This window comes from Cuniculiplasma thermophilum (genome assembly GCF_052315355.1).
Taxonomy (GTDB): domain Archaea; phylum Thermoplasmatota; class Thermoplasmata; order Thermoplasmatales; family Thermoplasmataceae; genus Cuniculiplasma.
In genome coordinates, this window is the sequence record NZ_JBLSDF010000033.1 from 1 (window position 1) to 19,315 (window position 19,315).

At 36.3% G+C, this 19,315-nt stretch carries 16 protein-coding genes, 1 tRNA gene, 1 pseudogene and 1 CRISPR repeat array; of the genes and pseudogenes, 15 read left to right on the forward strand and 3 right to left on the reverse strand.

All coding sequences use genetic code 11. The features are described from left to right. The 4 genes and pseudogenes from ACNF42_RS06610 to ACNF42_RS06625 form a co-directional block, all read left to right on the forward strand. Positions 1-109 (forward strand): annotated as a pseudogene (locus ACNF42_RS06610) (transposase); the annotation flags it as partial. Positions 110-143: 34 nt separating this feature from the next. Further along, positions 144-518, forward strand: coding sequence for a hypothetical protein (locus tag ACNF42_RS06615; RefSeq protein ID WP_443339948.1), 375 nt, complete (start codon positions 144-146; stop codon positions 516-518). Positions 519-627: 109 nt separating this feature from the next. After that, positions 628-888 carry a hypothetical protein gene (locus tag ACNF42_RS06620; RefSeq protein WP_443339949.1) on the forward strand — a complete coding sequence of 87 codons (261 nt, stop codon included), beginning with the start codon at positions 628-630 and terminating at the stop codon, positions 886-888. A 1-nt stretch (position 889) separates the two neighbouring features. Then, complete coding sequence (locus tag ACNF42_RS06625) at positions 890-3,220, forward strand: site-specific integrase (RefSeq protein WP_443339950.1); 2,331 nt, start codon at positions 890-892, stop codon at positions 3,218-3,220. On the opposite strand, the gene ACNF42_RS06630 is transcribed toward ACNF42_RS06625, so the two are convergent. Further along, positions 3,198-3,638 carry a hypothetical protein gene (locus tag ACNF42_RS06630; protein ID WP_443339951.1) on the reverse strand — a complete coding sequence of 147 codons (441 nt, stop codon included), beginning with the start codon at positions 3,636-3,638 and terminating at the stop codon, positions 3,198-3,200. The genes ACNF42_RS06625 and ACNF42_RS06630 overlap by 23 nt on opposite strands. Positions 3,639-3,750: 112 nt before the next feature. On the opposite strand from ACNF42_RS06630, the gene ACNF42_RS06635 reads away from it, so the two are divergent. From ACNF42_RS06635 to ACNF42_RS06675, 9 genes are all read left to right on the forward strand, one after another. Next, positions 3,751-3,915 (forward strand): hypothetical protein, encoded by a 165-nt coding sequence (locus ACNF42_RS06635; protein WP_443339952.1) that lies wholly within the window; start codon positions 3,751-3,753, stop codon positions 3,913-3,915. Further along, positions 3,912-4,076, forward strand: coding sequence for a hypothetical protein (locus ACNF42_RS06640; protein ID WP_443339953.1), 165 nt, complete (start codon positions 3,912-3,914; stop codon positions 4,074-4,076). Before ACNF42_RS06635 ends, ACNF42_RS06640 begins: the two co-directional genes overlap by 4 nt. Then, complete coding sequence (locus tag ACNF42_RS06645; protein WP_443339954.1) at positions 4,069-4,380, forward strand: hypothetical protein; 312 nt, start codon at positions 4,069-4,071, stop codon at positions 4,378-4,380. Before ACNF42_RS06640 ends, ACNF42_RS06645 begins: the two co-directional genes overlap by 8 nt. Further along, positions 4,377-5,126 (forward strand): MT-A70 family methyltransferase, encoded by a 750-nt coding sequence (locus ACNF42_RS06650; RefSeq protein WP_443339955.1) that lies wholly within the window; start codon positions 4,377-4,379, stop codon positions 5,124-5,126. Before ACNF42_RS06645 ends, ACNF42_RS06650 begins: the two co-directional genes overlap by 4 nt. A gap of 1 nt (position 5,127) precedes the next feature. Next, positions 5,128-6,819: a hypothetical protein gene (locus ACNF42_RS06655; protein WP_443339956.1), complete on the forward strand. Its 1,692-nt coding sequence runs from the start codon at positions 5,128-5,130 to the stop codon at positions 6,817-6,819. Between the two features lie 1,110 nt (positions 6,820-7,929). Further along, complete coding sequence (locus ACNF42_RS06660) at positions 7,930-8,919, forward strand: hypothetical protein (RefSeq protein WP_443339957.1); 990 nt, start codon at positions 7,930-7,932, stop codon at positions 8,917-8,919. Further along, positions 8,916-9,062 carry a hypothetical protein gene (locus tag ACNF42_RS06665; protein ID WP_443339958.1) on the forward strand — a complete coding sequence of 49 codons (147 nt, stop codon included), beginning with the start codon at positions 8,916-8,918 and terminating at the stop codon, positions 9,060-9,062. Before ACNF42_RS06660 ends, ACNF42_RS06665 begins: the two co-directional genes overlap by 4 nt. Beyond that, a complete protein-coding gene (locus ACNF42_RS06670; RefSeq protein WP_443339959.1) occupies positions 9,049-9,222 on the forward strand; it encodes a hypothetical protein in 174 nt (57 codons plus the stop codon). Before ACNF42_RS06665 ends, ACNF42_RS06670 begins: the two co-directional genes overlap by 14 nt. Beyond that, positions 9,219-9,446, forward strand: a complete 228-nt coding sequence (locus ACNF42_RS06675; protein ID WP_443339961.1) for a hypothetical protein — start codon at positions 9,219-9,221, stop codon at positions 9,444-9,446. The genes ACNF42_RS06670 and ACNF42_RS06675 overlap by 4 nt, the downstream gene beginning before the upstream one ends. 504 nt (positions 9,447-9,950) lie before the next feature. Here ACNF42_RS06675 and ACNF42_RS06680 read toward each other — a convergent pair. Further along, positions 9,951-10,024 (reverse strand) — tRNA-Lys (locus ACNF42_RS06680). Positions 10,025-10,160: 136 nt separating this feature from the next. On the opposite strand from ACNF42_RS06680, the gene hutH reads away from it, so the two are divergent. After that, positions 10,161-11,669, forward strand: coding sequence for a histidine ammonia-lyase (hutH, locus tag ACNF42_RS06685; protein WP_443339962.1), 1,509 nt, complete (start codon positions 10,161-10,163; stop codon positions 11,667-11,669). 39 nt (positions 11,670-11,708) lie between these two features. On the opposite strand, the gene ACNF42_RS06690 is transcribed toward hutH, so the two are convergent. Then, positions 11,709-12,455: an exodeoxyribonuclease III gene (locus ACNF42_RS06690; RefSeq protein WP_443339963.1), complete on the reverse strand. Its 747-nt coding sequence runs from the start codon at positions 12,453-12,455 to the stop codon at positions 11,709-11,711. Between the two features lie 107 nt (positions 12,456-12,562). Here ACNF42_RS06690 and ACNF42_RS06695 point away from each other — a divergent pair, with 107 nt between their 5' ends. After that, positions 12,563-14,563, forward strand: a complete 2,001-nt coding sequence (locus tag ACNF42_RS06695) for a threonine--tRNA ligase (RefSeq protein ID WP_443339964.1) — start codon at positions 12,563-12,565, stop codon at positions 14,561-14,563. 318 nt (positions 14,564-14,881) lie between these two features. Continuing rightward, a CRISPR array of direct repeats spans positions 14,882-19,121; the repeat unit is 30 nt; unit sequence GTTAAAATTGAACCTTAATAGGATTGAAAC. Positions 19,122-19,315: the final 194 nt, after the last annotated feature.

The following is a 19,315-nucleotide window of genomic DNA, read 5'->3' on the forward strand; positions in this document are numbered from 1 at the left end:
AGACCTGAAAAAAAGGATTCTAAGTTACATAGAAGAGACAAACAGCGAACCTGTTGTCTTCACGTGGAAATACAGGATGGATGAGATGCCAGGTGGAATAGGAGCATGATATTGCAAGTATAATTAGGAAACGCTATACTACTATGGCCACAACTGATCACAAGGAATATCTTGAATATCTTGACTCAATATACGGCGAAGTCATCGATTTCTTCACAGCAAAGAAGGAAATGCCTGATCCCGAGAAAGTAAAGTTTTTTGTTTCGATGACCGCAAGGCCATATTTTTACTGGGATCAGGAAAAAAACAAGCCCAATAATGAGAAGATGAGTGAGGAGGCTAAAAGAAACTGGCTTCAGGCACTCAAGAAGAGGTACGGTATCGTGGAATCAGGCGGAACATGGACCATCTCAAAAAAATTAGAAGTGATGGAATTCAAAGAATTGGCCAGAAAAATGAATGAGATGGGATTCCAATATGACAAGGATCGAAGGGCCTTTGTGGAGGGGAAATCATGAGGAAATACTGGGAGGAAACCCTTGATAGAATGGCCGGATGGTATCCTATCAGGCACTTCCTGAGCTGGGTATCAAGGATATTATATAAGAGACTTGAGAGGGGTTCACAATGATTCAGAACAGGGGAGAAATTGAATCAGAAATCGAAATACTGAGGAATCTCAGGAAGTCCAGTGTGTCCATCGACTTCTTGAATGTGGATATTTCAGCGAACGAGATCTTCATTGAGACTTCAGATGAGGAAATTTTCTCTGAGGGACTCATAAAATTGAGGGAATTTATGAAGGAGAGGTATCAGGCTGAGCTCGAAAGGCTCGAAGCTGGATACTATACGATAACCTTTGTGTTTTCGATAAGGGAGGCGAATTAATTTGATTGACCCAAAACTTGTAAGGCTTATAGAAGAGTTCCAGGACTGGGCTCTCTTTGACGGAAAATATTCCCAAAGTACAATTGTACGAGATGTTAGAAAGATTAAGGAATTATCTCTCAGCATGGATGTTATACTTCCGGACATCAATAGCGTTAGATCATATTTTCTGGAGAAGATCAAGAATGGATACAAAAGGCAGACGCTTAACGTTACAAGGAAGGCTTTGCTAAAATGGTTCAAGTTTCTCAACGAAAGGCATGGATCGGGTATTTCCTTCACGATACCAAAATTCAAAGAACCGAGAGTTACAATCGGATGGATTCCGAATGAGGATGATGTGATGAAAATTATAAAACATGCGGATGAACAAAAGAACAGGGAAGCAGCGGCTAGGGACGGAGCAGTTCTTAGAATCTTATTCTCAGGTGGACTTAGAATAGGAGAGGTACCACTTCTTAATCTGAATGATGTGCGGCCTAACGGAATATTTGTGCATAGCGAGAAAGGTGAATCAGATATGGTTGTAGGCCTATCAGATGACGCTTTGAGAAGTATCAAATCATATGTGATCCACTACAGGAGACCAACAGATCCATCTGCATTATTCACTGGACCCAATGGCAGAATTAACAGCGAATACTTAAGGCAGCATATCTCGTCCATTGGCAAAGAGGTAGTGCCTCAATTCCATCCCCATGCTGCCAGGCACTTTGTGGCAACTTTACTACTTTCTGGGAAGGAAGAAGATGGGATAAAGCCAATGGACATACGTTTTGTGCAAACCCATCTGAGACATGCGTCTCTGGCCAGCACTCAAGTATATACTCACGTGAATCCAGAAACCAACGCAAACAATGTGAGAGAGAGGCTGAACAAATTTTTTCTTGAAGAAGTGATAAATACGGGTCCAATAGCGTCCGGTTATAATTTTACGGGTCTGGAGGGGTTCATACCTTATAGGGTTTTAAAAACTTATATACCGTATATCTATCATGGCATGATCAACATGGGAAAGGAAAGGTACAGATACCTATTGAAAGATAAGGATATAGCACGCTGGAAGCACTCTGTGGACGCAGGTTCAACCATAACAGGAGACGTTTATCTGAGGCGACTTGGATCATTTTGTGCTGAGACAGGGAAAACACCACAGGAACTTATTAAAATGAAAGATAAGGCATTGGTTGATCTTATAGACGACTACGTTATTAATAGGGAGAAAAAAGGCAATGCAGGATCATATATCGCTAACACAATAAAAGCAGTAAAATCTTGGCTACTCTTTAACGGAATAAAATTACAGAGGCAAATTAAGGTAAGAGATGTTGAAAAAACTCCTACATTAGCTGAGGAAAGAATACCAACTCAGGAAGAACTTAAAAAGATATTCAACGCCGGTGATAGCAGGGAACGAATCGCATGTGCCTTCGTGGCTTTCTCTGGGGTCAGGATAGGAGTATTGGGCAACTATAAGGGGACAGATGGCCTTAAAATAAAGGACATTCCTGATCTTATGTTAGGCAGGGAAGAGATAACCTTTAAAAAAATACCAGCTCAGGTAATAGTCAGGGAGGAATTATCGAAGTCAGGTAATAAATATTTTACCTTTATTGGTAAGGAGGGCTGTATGTACTTGGAGAATTATCTCATTGAAAGAATGAGATCAGGAGAGGAATTAACCGCAGACTCCCCTATTATAACTGCCTCCAAAAAAGCCCTCAGGAACGGGAACATTACAACTGTGAATATCGGCGATTTAATGCGTAATGCCATAAGGAATGCAGGATTTACATGGAGACCATATGTTTTAAGGGCATACTTCGATAGCAGGCTACTAATGGCACAGGATTCCCGATTGATAACACGAGACTACCGAACGTTTTTCATGGGGCATGTGGGAGATATAGAGCATAGATATACGCTGAATAAAGGAAGGCTTTCAGATGACCTAATCGAAGCCATGAGATCAGCATATGAAAAATCAACAAAGTACCTGGAAACCGATCATAAGGGACTAAGTGAAGAGGAAGTGGAAGATAAATTCCGTAAGCAACTACTACTGATGGCAGGGTTCTCAGAGGAGGAAATTAAAGAGAAGAACATGCTTACCATGACCGCAGAGGAGATTACAAAATTAGCCAGGGATAAATTACTCGGCATGGGAAAGCCTGACATATCCTCACAGATAAAAAAGGACAGGGAAGAGATGACTAAAACCCACAAACAAAAGGTAGTGCCAATAAACATGGTAGAGGAATACATTAATGAAGGATTTGTTGTTAAGATGGCACTGGGCAACGATAAGGCTATTGTTGAGTTGCCTCCTTAGAAGACTCCCCGTATAATTTTGTCATATATGCCATGTATTCTTCTTCTGTGAGGGAATCTTCATAGTTCCCCCACCCAAACAGTCTCCTGTCAAATTCCAAATTATATATTATTGTCTCCCTTTCTTCCTCTGTGAAACCTTCGAACTGGTCATGTAATGTTTCTCTTGGTTTTACATGCCTCAATTCTCCGATCCTTTCATAATCCCCGTTAGGAAGTTTCCTAAGCCAATGCCTTTTTACCAAAGGATCTAAGTGGAATTTAACCACATTCTGTGGCCTAATGCGTTTGTTTTTCCTTTGATTATAACGTTTTTCTAATCTATCCCTTATGTCATACTCGTTTAGTTGTAATGTGTCAGAATGAACCATTATGTTTAAAATGTATGCATTTACAACCCCGCTTTCCTTCCTTTCCATTTAGTAAGAATATTCTTAACCTATATAAATTATTTTTATTTTATAATCGATATAGAATGACATGGTCGAAATTCGATATATCATGTAATATGCGTTAAGATATTACAGATTCATGGAATTGAAAGTGAGAAGAAAATTAGTGAATAAGAGGTATGGATCAGGCATGGTGTCTATTCCTCCATTCTTTCTGGAAAATATGGAGGCATTAGGGTGTGAAGAAGTAATTTTAACCGTGCCTGACAAAGATCACATACTCATGGAGGTAGTGAGGAAATGATCGACATGACCCCACTAAGGGAGATTGCCAAAAACGATCCTGATCTCAGAAGGATCATTGAGGCAGAGCCGATGAAGATAAGTGAGCAGGAATTTCTCACAAAATTCAGCCTGCTCTGGAATTTGGCAAAAGCAAAGAAACAGGAGGTAAAAAATGAATAAAGAAGGTGACAATTGGAAGAGCCAATCAAATAAACCTAAGGAAGTATTTAAGACTTCTGAGAAACCACTCAGATACAGCCAGGACAGTTTTGTAAAGGAATTGATCGGCAAGAGAATACGTATCTGCCTCACAAATAATGAGATTTTTGAAGGCAATCTTAAGCAATTAGGGATGTATGATATCCTTCTGTCTGTGAATATCACAGAGAAAATAATGATCGCAGGAAAGGAGATGCTGAAGGATACTCAGAAGGATCGAATTTTCATGAAGTCTTCTATTGTGTGGGTGGAGGTGTTTCAATGAAACCTATCTGTCCGAAGTGTGGTAAGAAATCTCTGACATTTTATGTCAGGGGACAGGACAGGCAATACATCCCTTCAGGATATTATTGTTCAGGATGCGAATCAATAGTGAAGCCTATGAAATCGGATCCTCCGAAGGTATTTAGGATGGATATACAGGATTATATCAATGAAACAAAAGAAAAATTCGATGTAATACTGGCAGATCCTCCATGGACCTATGACACTGAAGCAACCCGGGAATCTGACAGGATATCGAACCACTACCATCAGATGACCACTCAGGAAATTTGTGATTTACCTGTTAAGAAAATAACAGCAAAAGATGCCTATCTGTTATTGTGGGTAACATCTCCGAAATTGGAAGAAGGCATGAAAGTTATCAGAAATTGGGGTTTTAGGTATGTCACTCAGATGGTATGGGACAAAGTGTTGATGGGCCTAGGCCACGTTGTTAGGCAACAACATGAAATCCTGCTGATTGGAAGGAAAGGCAAGATAAAGCAATCCATGAAGTTCCGATCAGTCATCCGTGAGAAGAGGACGGATCACTCACGGAAACCTGAAAAATCCTACGAAATAATAAATGCAATGTTCCCAAAAGCAAAGAAGATCGAACTGTTCGCACGATGGGTTTATCCAGGATGGACAGGAGTCGGGGATCAAGCTGAACCAAAACCCGATCAGGAAATGCATGCAAAAATTCCAAAAAAGTGCATGCAAAATTTTGAAGTCGAGGTGATCTAAAATGACTAAAACAGAACAAAATGAGACAAAACAATTTAAGCCGAAATCAGAAACAGAGAAAACAGAGAAGGGAGAAGCAAAAACAAATAAAGAAACTAAGATTTTTTCTCTGAGGGATGGTGAAGAACTCATACCTGACTTCCAAACCTACAACCCTCTTTACGATTTTATCGCAATTAACGGAAAACACTATGCCATATGGTCGTTGCCGATCAAGAAAATGATTGAAGTGAAGAAAGGGGATCAAACCGAAATAAAGTGGATTAATGCATGGAAGACATTTTACACGAATGGGATAGAAATCAAAGTCATGGAGAATGATAAAATCGATGGAAATACAGTTAAACCTGATTTTACCGCAGATGAATTCTTGAATAACTCAAAATCATTACTTCACAGAAGAAGTGAGTTAAATCCAAGAAGGGAAACCATTCAGAAACTTTTTGGTTATGTAAAAAACGTAATAGGGAAATATGTCTCACTTCCCGATAATGACCTAACATTAGTCTCATGCTGGATCATTGCGGCTCATTTCCACAGAGTATTCCCTCAATTTCCTCCATTGATTTTCGGGAAGGCTGGATCAAATGCAGGAGGAACAACTGCACTGATGACCACATCCTTACTGCCTTATCCCATGCAAATATTCAATCAAACTGAGGCAGTAATATTCCGTATGGCTAATTACGGTTTATCGTTGCTGATCGATGAAGTTGACCCGAGAGATAAGGATAAGATTGATGCGCTAAACCTAATTCTGGATGGGTCTTTCTCCAAAGACTCAACGATACCACGTGCAACAGGAAAAAACTTCGGGGTTGAAGTATTCAAACCATACGGGCCTAAATGCCTTATCGATCCATACATGGCAATTGTTAAATCCTCAACTGTAAGCAGAAGCGTAAAGACATGGTTAAAAAATGATCCCAAAAAATCCATAAATCTGGGTGCAAAGGATTTCGTGTCATACCACAAAGATTTGGTTGATATGCTCTATGGCTCATTCATCTTTAATGCACATATTGTCAGGAAGGCTTACGATGAGATAACGGATTATTCTGGAAGAGAGAGACAGGCATATGCTCCCGTTATTGCTATTGCAAATTTAGCTGGAGTACACGATCAGGTAGTTTCCGCATTGAGACTAAGCATAGAGAGTACAGAGATAGCACGGGAAGGAGATCCTATTAAGTTTGTCTTGTTTTCCCTTTACAATTTCCTCTTGGAGCAAAGAGAATTAATACACAAAGACATTGAACTAACATCCTTCACCCTTTCAAAAGACAAAATGTCAATTTCGATCGAATTTAGTACCCTCAGGCGTATTCTGACCGACAGAGTATCTGAAGTGCAACAGATAGATGAGAGTACCTCTGGAGGGAAAAGGGAATGGAAAAAAATACCTGAAGACTATAAGAAACAGTTCCAAAGTATGACATTCAACCAAATTATTAAGGGGAACTTGCCTAAATTTGTGAAACAGGTCAGAGGAGAAAGACTCGGGCTTAAGCTGGAAACAATAGGCACAGAGAATATGACTGAGGTTGATCCTGTGCTGGATGAACTGGAGAAAATTCTAAGGATTGGGGAAGAGTTCAGTTACAAAAAGAGTGATAATAAAGACATAAAAGAATCTGAAACTGAATATAAACAGGTAAAAAACGATGATGAAATAATCAGATTGCTGAAATAAAACAATCTGTACATTTGTCATATTTTCTATTTTCCTTTATTTTACGTGTTCTCCATGCAACATTTGTACAGTCCTCCTGAGTTGTACATTGACTGTACATTTGGTCTGAGGTAGTATTTTACGTGTTCTCCATGCAACATTTGTACAAATGTACAACATTTTTAAAAAAAAGGAAAAATGGCATGTACAGTTCCATGATCTCCTTACTATACTATACTATACTTTTTATGTACATATGTACAAATGTAAGTTCTGGACATAGGAAATTAAAGGTTTTCAGCAAATGTACAGCAAATGTACAGTGAGTGATGATCGTACATTTGATTAACGGGGACATAGGAAATTAAAGGTTTTCAGCAAATGTACAACTGTATTTAGGTCAACAGAGCGGAGAAGGATTCCTTTCACTCTGAGGATAAGAAAACCTTCTAATCTGGAACACAGATTATTCAGACCTGCCAAAGATAAACGATGGATCAATTACCATGCATAAATTTACCTTACGGACTACCAGCTGTCTAAAATCGTTTTAAAATTAAAGACAAATAATAAACATAGACAAAACCATATTCGATGTGGATGGCCTGCTACACTCAGGAGGAGATTGCTGAGGCGGTGAAGATACCACAACAGACTGTTGATCGTATGCTAAAAGTTTTACCCATTTTAGAAAATCTTACGAAAGTTGTAAAACTCTCTGAAATCTGGATGTATTAATCTAAATGGAAAACATTCCCAAAAACCACAGACAGGGAAAAACCAAGATACAACTTTTCAGAGTTTAATTTTCAAACTCTGAAGTTAAAATTTCATTTTTGGAAATATCCATTACAGAAACATAGCAAAACAAAGGGTTTTTTACATTTATTCAGACTTTGGAAAGCGAAATTCTGACAATATATACGTGCGTCTCATTACGTATATTATAGCCAAAAAATCAAAAAAACATATTTTTTGGAATTTTACATGTCAGACATTTAAAAAACATAGGAAAATATAGGGTCTGCGTGAATATTTAGAAATTAACTTTACAGTTATTTGGTAGTAAAAATATAGTTACTGACGTTAAAACTATATACATCCTTTGACTATATAGTTGAGGGTCGAAATATGGAGGAAAGTTCATATCAAAAGGTAAAAAAGGAAAACGAAGAACTACATAAGCAATTTGATTGGTTGAATGATGACGCATTCCTGCTAAGCACAGAAGCCGATATGAAACAGGTTTACATGTACTTGAAAACCAAGCCTGAGGCCGCTAAATTTATATTTAGAAAATATGCTGATCTGAGGGAAACCATAAAAGAAATCTGCGATCCGGATAATCCTTTATTTCTACCTAAGGTTAAAGAGAATCTTAGCGATCTTATAGAATTTGAAGAAAGTAAAGAGAATCTGGAGGAAATAAGGAGTCAGATAAACAAATACAGTCTTGATCTGGATCGATTGAAGGAAGAGATCAGCGAAAATGAAAAGGCATTCGATGAGATTGAATCGGAACTAAAAGCAAAGATAAAAGAGAAGGACGAACTGGACAGATTATCCGCAAATATAAGAGCCGATCCTGGGCTGGAAAAAATAAGTAGCTATATTTCACAGACTAAGACAATCCTTGAAACTATTATTAAAAAATCGGAAAAATACCAAAAAGAACACCCATTCCTGCCGGAAGTTGAGATTGATCTTACTAGAGATCAGATAATGAACATTAAAGGTATGGTAAAGGGAGCAGATGAATTAAAGACATACATTGAATCCAATGACTTCCTTTCTAATGACTATCTGGATGAAGAAAGGAAAAAAATAAGGGAGCTGATAGAGAAGGAGAAGGAACAGACAAAGAAGGAAGTTGACATAGTCAAAGAAATGAATCCTGTGCATAGAATTAAAAAAATAAATGAGGGGATCAATCTTGTTCTTAATCAACTAGACCAGGGAGATCCTATTGACGGAGGGATAGTAACATTCCGGAGAACCGGCATAGGCATTATAAAAAACAATCTGATGGATGTTCAGGATTTGGTACAAAACATGGAACTCCAATTTAGGAATATAAGGAACGGGGAAAAAAGAAATAAGGTTCTGGGGGTTTTCTCATGAAAAAATACAGCATGGAATATGAAGGGGGCAAGTGTCCTGTTGGTTATGAGTATGTGCATGGCTACCTTGACCAAAAGACAGGCAAATGGGTGGATAGCTACTGCAGGAAGATAAAGAGGGTGTGGAGAGATGGTAGTGCATAGTCTGGCGGTTAAACGTGAGCTCAGAAAGCATGGATATTTAGAGGGAAAGTGGGAATTGCATTGCAACATCTGCGGAATGGATATACCTAATATTAAACACTTCCATCGGCATAAGAAGATTTTAAGGGAAGTTGAAGAAATAGCAAGGGCAAAAGAATGAATTCTACAAAAATGTTCTTAAAATTGAGTGTTCTATTGGGTCTGATCTTAATCTTCGCTTATCTTTATAATCTGGAAGAACACTTACCAGCTATCGTAATGCCAGCTTATGAAATCATGATTAATTTCCTGGAAATGCTTTTATTAGTGGCCATTATCATTACGATCGCATTCGCTTTGATCGATCTGGTTGATCTGGATAGATTTCAAATCAAAAGGCTATAACTTATTTTTATTCCGTAATTCTTAAATACTTCATTTGTATCTTTAAATTATCCTCAACCTATATGGCAAGGGGATAGGTAAAAACACCTCCCTGACTATGGTTCAGCAGGGTTCAGATGAACTACCGTGATGGTTAGCCACCTATATGGCGTTGCCGACAGTAAGTAGCGGAGTGAGAGTAAAAGACTGCAAAAATATTAAAGCAATTGAACCTATAATGGAGGGATAAAATCAGCCTGCATACTTGCAGGCTTTATCCTGTATATATACCAACATGGTTAGTTTGAAGTGCTATAATTGATTTCTATGTTTTAGAAGAAAGATTGACATTCAAGGGGCTATGACTTATTTTTATTCAGATATTAATATATTCCAAAAATCGATCTGAAATACTAACATGAGTATATAAAGAAAAGTGAAAAAAACGCAAATACAGATACCAAATTATACATTGCAAAACCTTTAATCCTCTAATTATTCCAAAAAACTAAACCGTATAGAAGACGGGTCTGGAGGGGTTCGAACCCCCGGCCTATGGATTAAGAGTCCATCGCTCTACCTGGCTAAGCTACAGACCCCGTGACCACTAAATTACCTTAAAGGTTTAAAGATTTTGATTTGAACTGCCATACGTATTGATGACAGTAAGACGAAGGAACTATGGATGCATAAAAATCTGGAGTTCCTTTTTATGGCTATTTGACTTATGACATTATGGAACTTGATGGGGAAAATCTCGACATGGACATGCTCAAAAAGATAATAAGGAAGGAGGAAAAGGTTACTCTATCTGAAAATGCCAAAAAAAATGTAGTCAAAAGCAGAAATTCACTAATGAAACTCATATCAAAGGGTGAACCTATCTATGGTGTAAACACAGGATTCGGAAGTCTTCTGAATAAAAAAATAAACAGGGAAGACAGTGAGAAACTTCAGTTAAATCTCATAAGGAGTCATTCCAGCGGTTTTGGCAAGGCTCTGTCTGAGGAGAAGGTCAGGGCAATGATGCTTGTCAGGGCAAACAGTCTTGCAAGGGGGTATTCGGGAGTATCTCTTGAACTCATAGAGAAGATTCTGGAAGTTCTGAACACAGGACTCTATCCCTTCGTCCCGGAGATGGGATCTGTTGGTGCAAGTGGAGATCTGGCACCACTTGCACATCTCTGCCTGGCCATTATTGGTGAGGGCGAAATGATAGAAGATTCTGAGAGAAAACAATCCTTAGAGGTGATGAAGAAACATGGGGTAGAACCATATGTGCTCAGAGAAAAGGAAGCAATCTCCTTCATAAATGGGACTTCAGCGATCACAGGTATTGGATCTGTTGAACTCATCAGAGCCAAGGAAAACCTTGCCATGGCAAGCGCTTCCTTTTCCATGGCCTTTGAAACTCTCAGGGGTACAAGAAAGGCGTTCACTCCATGGGCTCTTTCAACAAGAAAACAGTTTGGTCAATCACTCATCGGGGCAAAAATGTATTCGATTTTCTCTGAAAGCCCAAGAGTTGTGGAGCAGGATAAGATAAAGATTCAGGATGCTTATACACTAAGATGCACGCCTCAGGTCTATGGTGCTGTTTTTGACACCATATCCTATGTGGAAAGTGTGCTTGTTTCTGAGATGAATTCAACCACGGATAACCCACTTATAAACGAAGAGGAATATGTTTCATCAGGGAACTTCCACGGAGAACCGGTTGCCTTTGCCTGTGATTTTCTTGCCATAGCTTTGACTGATCTCGGAAACATGATAGAAAGGAGACTCGCCAGGATAACTGATTCGTCTCTCAGCGGACTTGAACCATTTTTGATCAAGAATAGTGGCCTGAATTCAGGTTTCATGATAGGGCAGTACGCAGCAGCTGCCCTCTGCAACAGAAATAAAATACTTGCATATCCAGGATCAGCAGATTCCATACCTACCTGCGCAAATCAGGAGGATCATGTAAGCATGGGTACAAACTCTGCGAACAAATTGAGTGAAATAAACGATAATATACATAGAATAATAGCAACAGAATTCGTCATGGCAGCCCAGGCGATGGATCTATCTCCTGAAGGATATTCATCATATGCTACAAGATTGAAGGAAAAGATCAGGGAAAAAATAGAATATCTTCATGCAGACAGACCTATTTACAGAGATATGGATGAAATGGAGAAGTTGATGAAATCCATAGATTTTATAAAAATTGTAGATGAGAAATTTCACTCACTGTTTTGAATTTTAATTGCATTGATTATCTTTCATTACATCAAATTTTTAAAATTCAACATCAAGGTAGATGGGAGCATGGTCCGATCCGGTGACATTACCCAATATTCCAGAATCCTTCACCCTTTTCTCTATGGATTTGCTCACTATGAAATAATCTATTCTCCATCCTATGTTTTTTGCCCTAGCATTGTGCATGTATGACCACCATGAATACTGACCACCCTCTTTGTGAAACATTCTAAAGGTGTCAACGTATCCTGCATTGAGGAATTCTGTCATCCAGGCCCTCTCCTCATCTGTAAAACCTGCGCTTTTGTGATTGTCATCAGGTCTCGCTATATCCATTTCTGTGTGCGCTACATTCAGATCACCGCAGATTATAACCGGCTTTCTACCTTCCAGTCTTTTAGCATATTCTGCAAATCTTCTGTCAAAATCCAGCTTCATTTGGAGTCTTGAAAGATCTCTCCGTGAATTTGGAAAGTAACAGTTCAGAAGATAAAAGTTTTCAAACTCAGTTGTGAGGACACGGCCTTCGTCCATGCTCATTTCGGTTGAAACACTCATTGGATCCATCATGGATAAAGTCATTGTCCCACTGTATCCTGCTTTTTTTGCTGGATTTGTAATTATCCTGTAACCACTTGTTGAGAATTCAAGCGTAAGACCCTTTCCATCACTCTTTATTTCCTGAAACGCCATAATATCAAATTTACCCGATAGTATTATGTCCATAAGGCCTTTTTGAATTGCAGATTTAAGTCCATTCAGATTCCATGATAGAAGTTTCATTTATGTCAGTAAATGTAAGATATTGGAAGGATAAAAAATATTCCCAAAATCCTCCTGTTGGAGTACGGAAAGATTTCTTTAAATTAAAGTTCCCCATTACGTAATTTATGATTGAAAAGACAACAACTGTAAGGAAGGGAGAGACCTTTGGTTCTGCATTTCAGAAGAATAAGGATATCATAGCAGTTGTGGTGAATGGAACACTTCATGATTTAAGAGAAAAGGCAAGTGAAGATTCTCAGGTTGAAGGAATCTCAATAAACAGTGAGGAGGGAATAAGAATATTGAGGCATTCTGCCGCGCACCTTCTCGCCCACGCTGTAACTGAAATATATAAAGATGCAAAACCAAATGCAGGACCAGTAATAGAAGATGGGTTCTACTATGACATTGACATGCCACCACCCTCTCAGGAGGATCTTGAAAAGATTGAAATAAAGATGAAGGAACTTGCTGAAATGAAGATTCCAATTGTAAGGGAAGAACATTCAAGAGAGGAACTCCTCAAAATATTCAGTAAGAATAAGTACAAGATAGATAAGATAAATGAGAATGTGGAAAAGTCATCCACAGTATACAGGCAGGGAAACTTTGTTGACTTCTGCAGAGGACCTCATGTGCCAGATACGTCATACATAAAACACTTCAAACTGCTCAATGTTGCAAGCACCAATTATATGGGTGACATAAAGAGGGAAAAACTTGTCAGAATCTATGGAACTGCATTCCCTGATGAGAAATCCCTTAAGGCATATCTGAAAAACAGGGAGGAAGCAGTAAAGAGGGATCACAGAAAGATCGGTCAGGAGATGGATCTGTTTGTATTCAATTCAGAGAGAGCCCCTGGACTTCCACTTTACACCGCAAAAGGGGCAACTATAAGGAATGAACTCATAAATTTCATGAGGGAATTGAATACGAAATTCGGCTGGGAGGAAGTATGCACCCCCCATCTCTTCAAGGACACAATGTGGAAGATATCGGGCCACTACTACAAGTATAAGGATGACATGTTTCTGTTCACGCTTCCTGATGGAGATTCCTATGCTCTAAAACCCATGAACTGCCCGGGGCATATTACCATATATGAGAACACGCCGCACTCATACAGAGATCTGCCAGTAAAGATAAGTGAATTTGGAACTGTATACAGGTATGAAAAATCAGGAGAAGTTGGAGGTTTGACCAGACCCAGGACTTTTACCATAGATGATGGTCATGAATTCATGAGACCTGATCAGATTCAGGGTGAAATAGAAAAAGTTCTGGAAATGATGGATATTACATTTAAAACGTTTTTTGATCAGATAGAAATAAAATATGATCTTTCAGTTGCTGATAAAAATAAACCTGAAAACTATCTTGTCAGTTATAAATGCAAGGATTGCGGAATGATAAATGAACCAAAGAGGGTATCGGGCAGTGACGGTGAATTGAAATGCGCTTTTTGCGGATCGAGTAACATGGAACCTGATTTTTCTCTGTGGGATAATGCAACAGAACAACTGAGAAGCGCCCTTAAGTCAAGAAACATAGAATATAAGGAATATCCAGGAGAGGCAGCTTTCTATGGACCAAAAATAGATGTTCACATAAAGGATGCGATAGGGAGATCATGGCAGCTGACAACAATTCAGATTGATTTCTTTATGCCCATAACATTTGGTCTCTATTACATAAATGAAGAAAGCAAGAAAGAGACACCTGTTATGTTACACAGGGCTATTTATGGATCTATTGAGAGATTCCTTGTAATACTTCTGGAGAATTCGTATGGTAAATTGCCCACATGGCTATCGCCAATACAGGTCTATGTTATTCCACTAAGTGATCAGTTTAAGGAATATGCCCTTAAATTAGAACGTTTGCTGAAAGAGAATGGCATAAGAACTTATCTTGATGATTCACAGGAAAGTGTATCTAAAAAGATCAAACTAGGGAGAGTTTACAGGCCAGCCTATTTTGTGATAGTCGGAGAGAAAGAAAAAATTAACGGAGAGGTTTCAGTAAGAAACAGGAAAGATGAGATTCAGAACCTGAAGTTCGATGAATTTCTTGATAAGATTAAAAATGAGACGAGGATTAGAGCAAAGACTGAAGCATTATGATTGTTATCTGATAATTCTATTCCCTTAAAATTTGCTATAAGATTATTTTTCCAGCCTCTTTTACTTCCTTATATGAAAACCGACTATTGATGGGTTGAGTTCACGAACGATAGTTTAAGGCTAAAAAATAATTTTTAAATAATAAACATTCACCGCCAAAGATGAACTATTTTCAATTAACTTTACCGCCACATAGATATCCTATTAGTAACCAATTTGATCTAACCTTTATAAAGGTAGTAAAGAAAGTAAGGTTTGTTTTAATTTTAAAGAATTAGTGTAAAGAATATATACTGGAATACGATATTTTTGAAACGGGTTAAAATTGAACCTTAATAGGATTGAAACTTGAACATCTGAGCGTCTATGGCTAGGAATTCTATTCGTTAAAATTGAACCTTAATAGGATTGAAACAGGAATTCTGTTCATTGTGCTCGAAAAAGTGCCACTGGTTAAAATTGAACCTTAATAGGATTGAAACCTTGAACAAGTACCGCTCGAAAACCAATATTCAACAGTTAAAATTGAACCTTAATAGGATTGAAACTTGAATGTTGCTAGTGTCAGCGTTATGTTGGTTTTTTGTTAAAATTGAACCTTAATAGGATTGAAACCAAGGCACCATTCCCAAAATTCCCAGCCATCACGGAGTTAAAATTGAACCTTAATAGGATTGAAACAAATTCTGGGGAAAAAAGAAAATGATAACCCTGTAAACGTTAAAATTGAACCTTAATAGGATTGAAACCTAACAACTGCATATTTCTCAATGAAATTCACACCTGTTAAAATTGAACCTTAATAGGATTGAAACTGTTAGTATTTCTTGAATCATATTATCGTTCTCCCTGGTTAAAATTGAACCTTAATAGGATTGAAACCAATATCACAACCAACGTACCCTTTGCCGGTCAGCAATGTTAAAATTGAACCTTAATAGGATTGAAACCAGCGCACCATTCCCAAAATTCCCAGCCATCACGGAAGTTAAAATTGAACCTTAATAGGATTGAAACATTATGTGCTGGGCGAGTACATAAGAGAGATGGAAGGTTAAAATTGAACCTTAATAGGATTGAAACCTGTTGTGTTGAACAATTCGGCATCGACAGCTAGAAATGTTAAAATTGAACCTTAATAGGATTGAAACAAGATAAATTTTTAGGTTTAGACAAAAAAACTTCAAGTTAAAATTGAACCTTAATAGGATTGAAACTTAGCGGGTGTGTTATTTGTATTACCAATCAATCATAGTTAAAATTGAACCTTAATAGGATTGAAACAGGAATGGAGATTGAACTTTTAGAAAAATATTATAAAGTTAAAATTGAACCTTAATAGGATTGAAACTTTTTAGTTCAGCATTGCCAATTACAACGAATAATAGTTAAAATTGAACCTTAATAGGATTGAAACTTTTCAGGTATATATTGAATAATTGCGTTTTTAAATGTTAAAATTGAACCTTAATAGGATTGAAACTGATAGCCTTTATGCTTATCACAATAAATTTTTAAGTTAAAATTGAACCTTAATAGGATTGAAACAAATTCAGGCAATTTTTTTTCTTTTTTCTCTTTTTTTGTTAAAATTGAACCTTAATAGGATTGAAACTAAATAAAATTAGCCTTATCATTCCCTATTTTTCCGTTAAAATTGAACCTTAATAGGATTGAAACTCACTAAAACCTTTTTCTCTTAAAAATTGTACATTTGTTAAAATTGAACCTTAATAGGATTGAAACTTGTGTGTCCAATCGATTATAATACCTTAATACATAGTTAAAATTGAACCTTAATAGGATTGAAACAATAATTGGACACACAAAACTAATCTATCTGTAATTCAGTTAAAATTGAACCTTAATAGGATTGAAACTATCAAAATTCACTTAATTATAATATTAATGTCTCTTCGTTAAAATTGAACCTTAATAGGATTGAAACAAGGGAGAAATAGCCCTGGAAGAAGACGAGCTGGCTGGTTAAAATTGAACCTTAATAGGATTGAAACATAGAAGTACCACTAATAGCTGTAGTAAATTTCTTTCTGTTAAAATTGAACCTTAATAGGATTGAAACCGAGAGTTTTCCACTATGTGTTTCGAGCGAATGACTTGTTAAAATTGAACCTTAATAGGATTGAAACTCCCAAACGATGCAAAACATAACTGAGAGCCAAGCAGTTAAAATTGAACCTTAATAGGATTGAAACTTTAAGAATTTTTTTCCCATTTCCACACTCTTGACACAGTTAAAATTGAACCTTAATAGGATTGAAACTATATTCATTTAATAAAATATAATATTCCATTATTATGTTAAAATTGAACCTTAATAGGATTGAAACTTCGCAGCCATATATGATAGCATTTATGCATTTATTGTTAAAATTGAACCTTAATAGGATTGAAACATAGTGAGGGCTAAAATTATGGGCTTGAAAATTATTTAGTTAAAATTGAACCTTAATAGGATTGAAACAGGAGACAATGACCAGGGTCAAGGAATTTCTGGCAAAGTTAAAATTGAACCTTAATAGGATTGAAACTTATCATACCTTTACCACCACGCCTGGATTCGCCAGTTAAAATTGAACCTTAATAGGATTGAAACATGGAGTTGGTCATATATGAATAAAAAAGATGAAAAGTTAAAATTGAACCTTAATAGGATTGAAACTTCACTAAAACACGTTGAATTTGTAGATGTAAATCGTTAAAATTGAACCTTAATAGGATTGAAACAAAATCAAGGAAATGTAATGCAATGGGAAATTTTAGGTTAAAATTGAACCTTAATAGGATTGAAACTATTATGAACCTTCAATAATTATTTTACAACTTATACCGTTAAAATTGAACCTTAATAGGATTGAAACTATGTTATCAACAAATTTATTTAATAATTCTGCATTCGTTAAAATTGAACCTTAATAGGATTGAAACTCTTAAATCGTTTTAAAATTAATCTTCGATATTAAACAGTTAAAATTGAACCTTAATAGGATTGAAACAAAATAAACCCAAAAATTAGGTTGTGTTTTTCCTGGTTAAAATTGAACCTTAATAGGATTGAAACCCATTGTTTAAAGCGTTATAAGTATAATTATCAAAGTTAAAATTGAACCTTAATAGGATTGAAACTCTTCCTCTCGTTTCCTTGCTTGCGAAAAATGGTATCAGTTAAAATTGAACCTTAATAGGATTGAAACTTTAACTGTTCCTTGATCGCCTGAAGTTCATACTTCAGTTAAAATTGAACCTTAATAGGATTGAAACTTTATACAAGCCAACAAACGAAAGATCGATAAGCAGTTAAAATTGAACCTTAATAGGATTGAAACATATTATTAAAATTAATATTATTAATTGGTTTTACAGAGTTAAAATTGAACCTTAATAGGATTGAAACGAAATGAATTTATTGTAAATGTAAAATTATTCCCATAGTTAAAATTGAACCTTAATAGGATTGGAACTCATATCCATTTTGATAAGACATAAAAACTATATTATTGTTAAAATTGAACCTTAATAGGATTGAAACCTGATCACGCATATCGGTGGCATAATGAGTTTCCTCAGTTAAAATTGAACCTTAATAGGATTGAAACTTTTTTCTTCTAATCATGTTTATCATAGAGAGATAGAGTTAAAATTGAACCTTAATAGGATTGAAACTGGAACTCACTACACAATAAAAGTGGTGGTATGTATGTTGTTAAAATTGAACCTTAATAGGATTGAAACTTCTCAATGAACACATCAGCAAGCGCGGCAAACTCGTTAAAATTGAACCTTAATAGGATTGAAACAGGATACAGGCACGCAGGAATGCAATACATAGATCCAGTTAAAATTGAACCTTAATAGGATTGAAACTGTCTGTTGGATTTATTGTTATTGGATTTTTGTAGAAGTTAAAATTGAACCTTAATAGGATTGAAACTTGTATCCGCACTCACACTTTTCTTCTTTCTCCTTCAGTTAAAATTGAACCTTAATAGGATTGAAACCTGAATACTCGTGTAGTTGGTCATCGATTGGCTGAGAGGTTAAAATTGAACCTTAATAGGATTGAAACTGCTGTATTCGATTACAATATAGAATAGCCTAATGGAGTTAAAATTGAACCTTAATAGGATTGAAACATTTCAGTTCCGTTTTTTATTTCTGATCCCAGTACGGTTAAAATTGAACCTTAATAGGATTGAAACAATATAAGGAGCAAATACATAAATTCAACATTGAATAGTTAAAATTGAACCTTAATAGGATTGAAACAATTACAATAATTTTCGTTATGCGAATTGCTTTAATATGTTAAAATTGAACCTTAATAGGATTGAAACATGATAATGGAACTTTTACTTTAAATAAAAATATGACGGTTAAAATTGAACCTTAATAGGATTGAAACAGAATATGTAATTTTCTAAAGATATCTGAAATAAATTGTTAAAATTGAACCTTAATAGGATTGAAACTGTCGATGCTGCTTGCTGTTTCTTTTTTTTCTTTTATTGTTAAAATTGAACCTTAATAGGATTGAAACTATTAATTCTATTATCCATTGCTTTAATTAAAAAATGTTAAAATTGAACCTTAAGATAGTATCCCGAATTTTGTGTAAGAACAAATGAAATGACTCCATCAACAATGGATAAATTTCATGAAACATAAAAGGATGCCTCCTAAGAACAACCCAAGGAGGCAATGAATAATGGAAGAGTTTGATAAAAAGATATC

What these genes read in the sequence shown, in the direction of transcription:
- ACNF42_RS06660 (WP_443339957.1), top strand. Translation starts at nt 7,930, where the DNA reads ATGGAGGAAAGTTCATATCAAAAGGTAAAAAAGGAAAACGAAGAACTA.
- ACNF42_RS06620 (WP_443339949.1), top strand. Translation starts at nt 628, where the DNA reads ATGATTCAGAACAGGGGAGAAATTGAATCAGAAATCGAAATACTGAGG.
- ACNF42_RS06650 (WP_443339955.1), top strand. Translation starts at nt 4,377, where the DNA reads ATGAAACCTATCTGTCCGAAGTGTGGTAAGAAATCTCTGACATTTTAT.
- ACNF42_RS06690 (WP_443339963.1), bottom strand. Translation starts at nt 12,455, where the DNA reads ATGAAACTTCTATCATGGAATCTGAATGGACTTAAATCTGCAATTCAA.
- ACNF42_RS06635 (WP_443339952.1), top strand. Translation starts at nt 3,751, where the DNA reads ATGGAATTGAAAGTGAGAAGAAAATTAGTGAATAAGAGGTATGGATCA.
- ACNF42_RS06655 (WP_443339956.1), top strand. Translation starts at nt 5,128, where the DNA reads ATGACTAAAACAGAACAAAATGAGACAAAACAATTTAAGCCGAAATCA.
- ACNF42_RS06665 (WP_443339958.1), top strand. Translation starts at nt 8,916, where the DNA reads ATGAAAAAATACAGCATGGAATATGAAGGGGGCAAGTGTCCTGTTGGT.
- hutH (WP_443339962.1), top strand. Translation starts at nt 10,161, where the DNA reads ATGGAACTTGATGGGGAAAATCTCGACATGGACATGCTCAAAAAGATA.
- ACNF42_RS06645 (WP_443339954.1), top strand. Translation starts at nt 4,069, where the DNA reads ATGAATAAAGAAGGTGACAATTGGAAGAGCCAATCAAATAAACCTAAG.
- ACNF42_RS06630 (WP_443339951.1), bottom strand. Translation starts at nt 3,638, where the DNA reads ATGGAAAGGAAGGAAAGCGGGGTTGTAAATGCATACATTTTAAACATA.
- ACNF42_RS06670 (WP_443339959.1), top strand. Translation starts at nt 9,049, where the DNA reads ATGGTAGTGCATAGTCTGGCGGTTAAACGTGAGCTCAGAAAGCATGGA.
- ACNF42_RS06695 (WP_443339964.1), top strand. Translation starts at nt 12,563, where the DNA reads ATGATTGAAAAGACAACAACTGTAAGGAAGGGAGAGACCTTTGGTTCT.
- ACNF42_RS06640 (WP_443339953.1), top strand. Translation starts at nt 3,912, where the DNA reads ATGATCGACATGACCCCACTAAGGGAGATTGCCAAAAACGATCCTGAT.
- ACNF42_RS06675 (WP_443339961.1), top strand. Translation starts at nt 9,219, where the DNA reads ATGAATTCTACAAAAATGTTCTTAAAATTGAGTGTTCTATTGGGTCTG.
- ACNF42_RS06615 (WP_443339948.1), top strand. Translation starts at nt 144, where the DNA reads ATGGCCACAACTGATCACAAGGAATATCTTGAATATCTTGACTCAATA.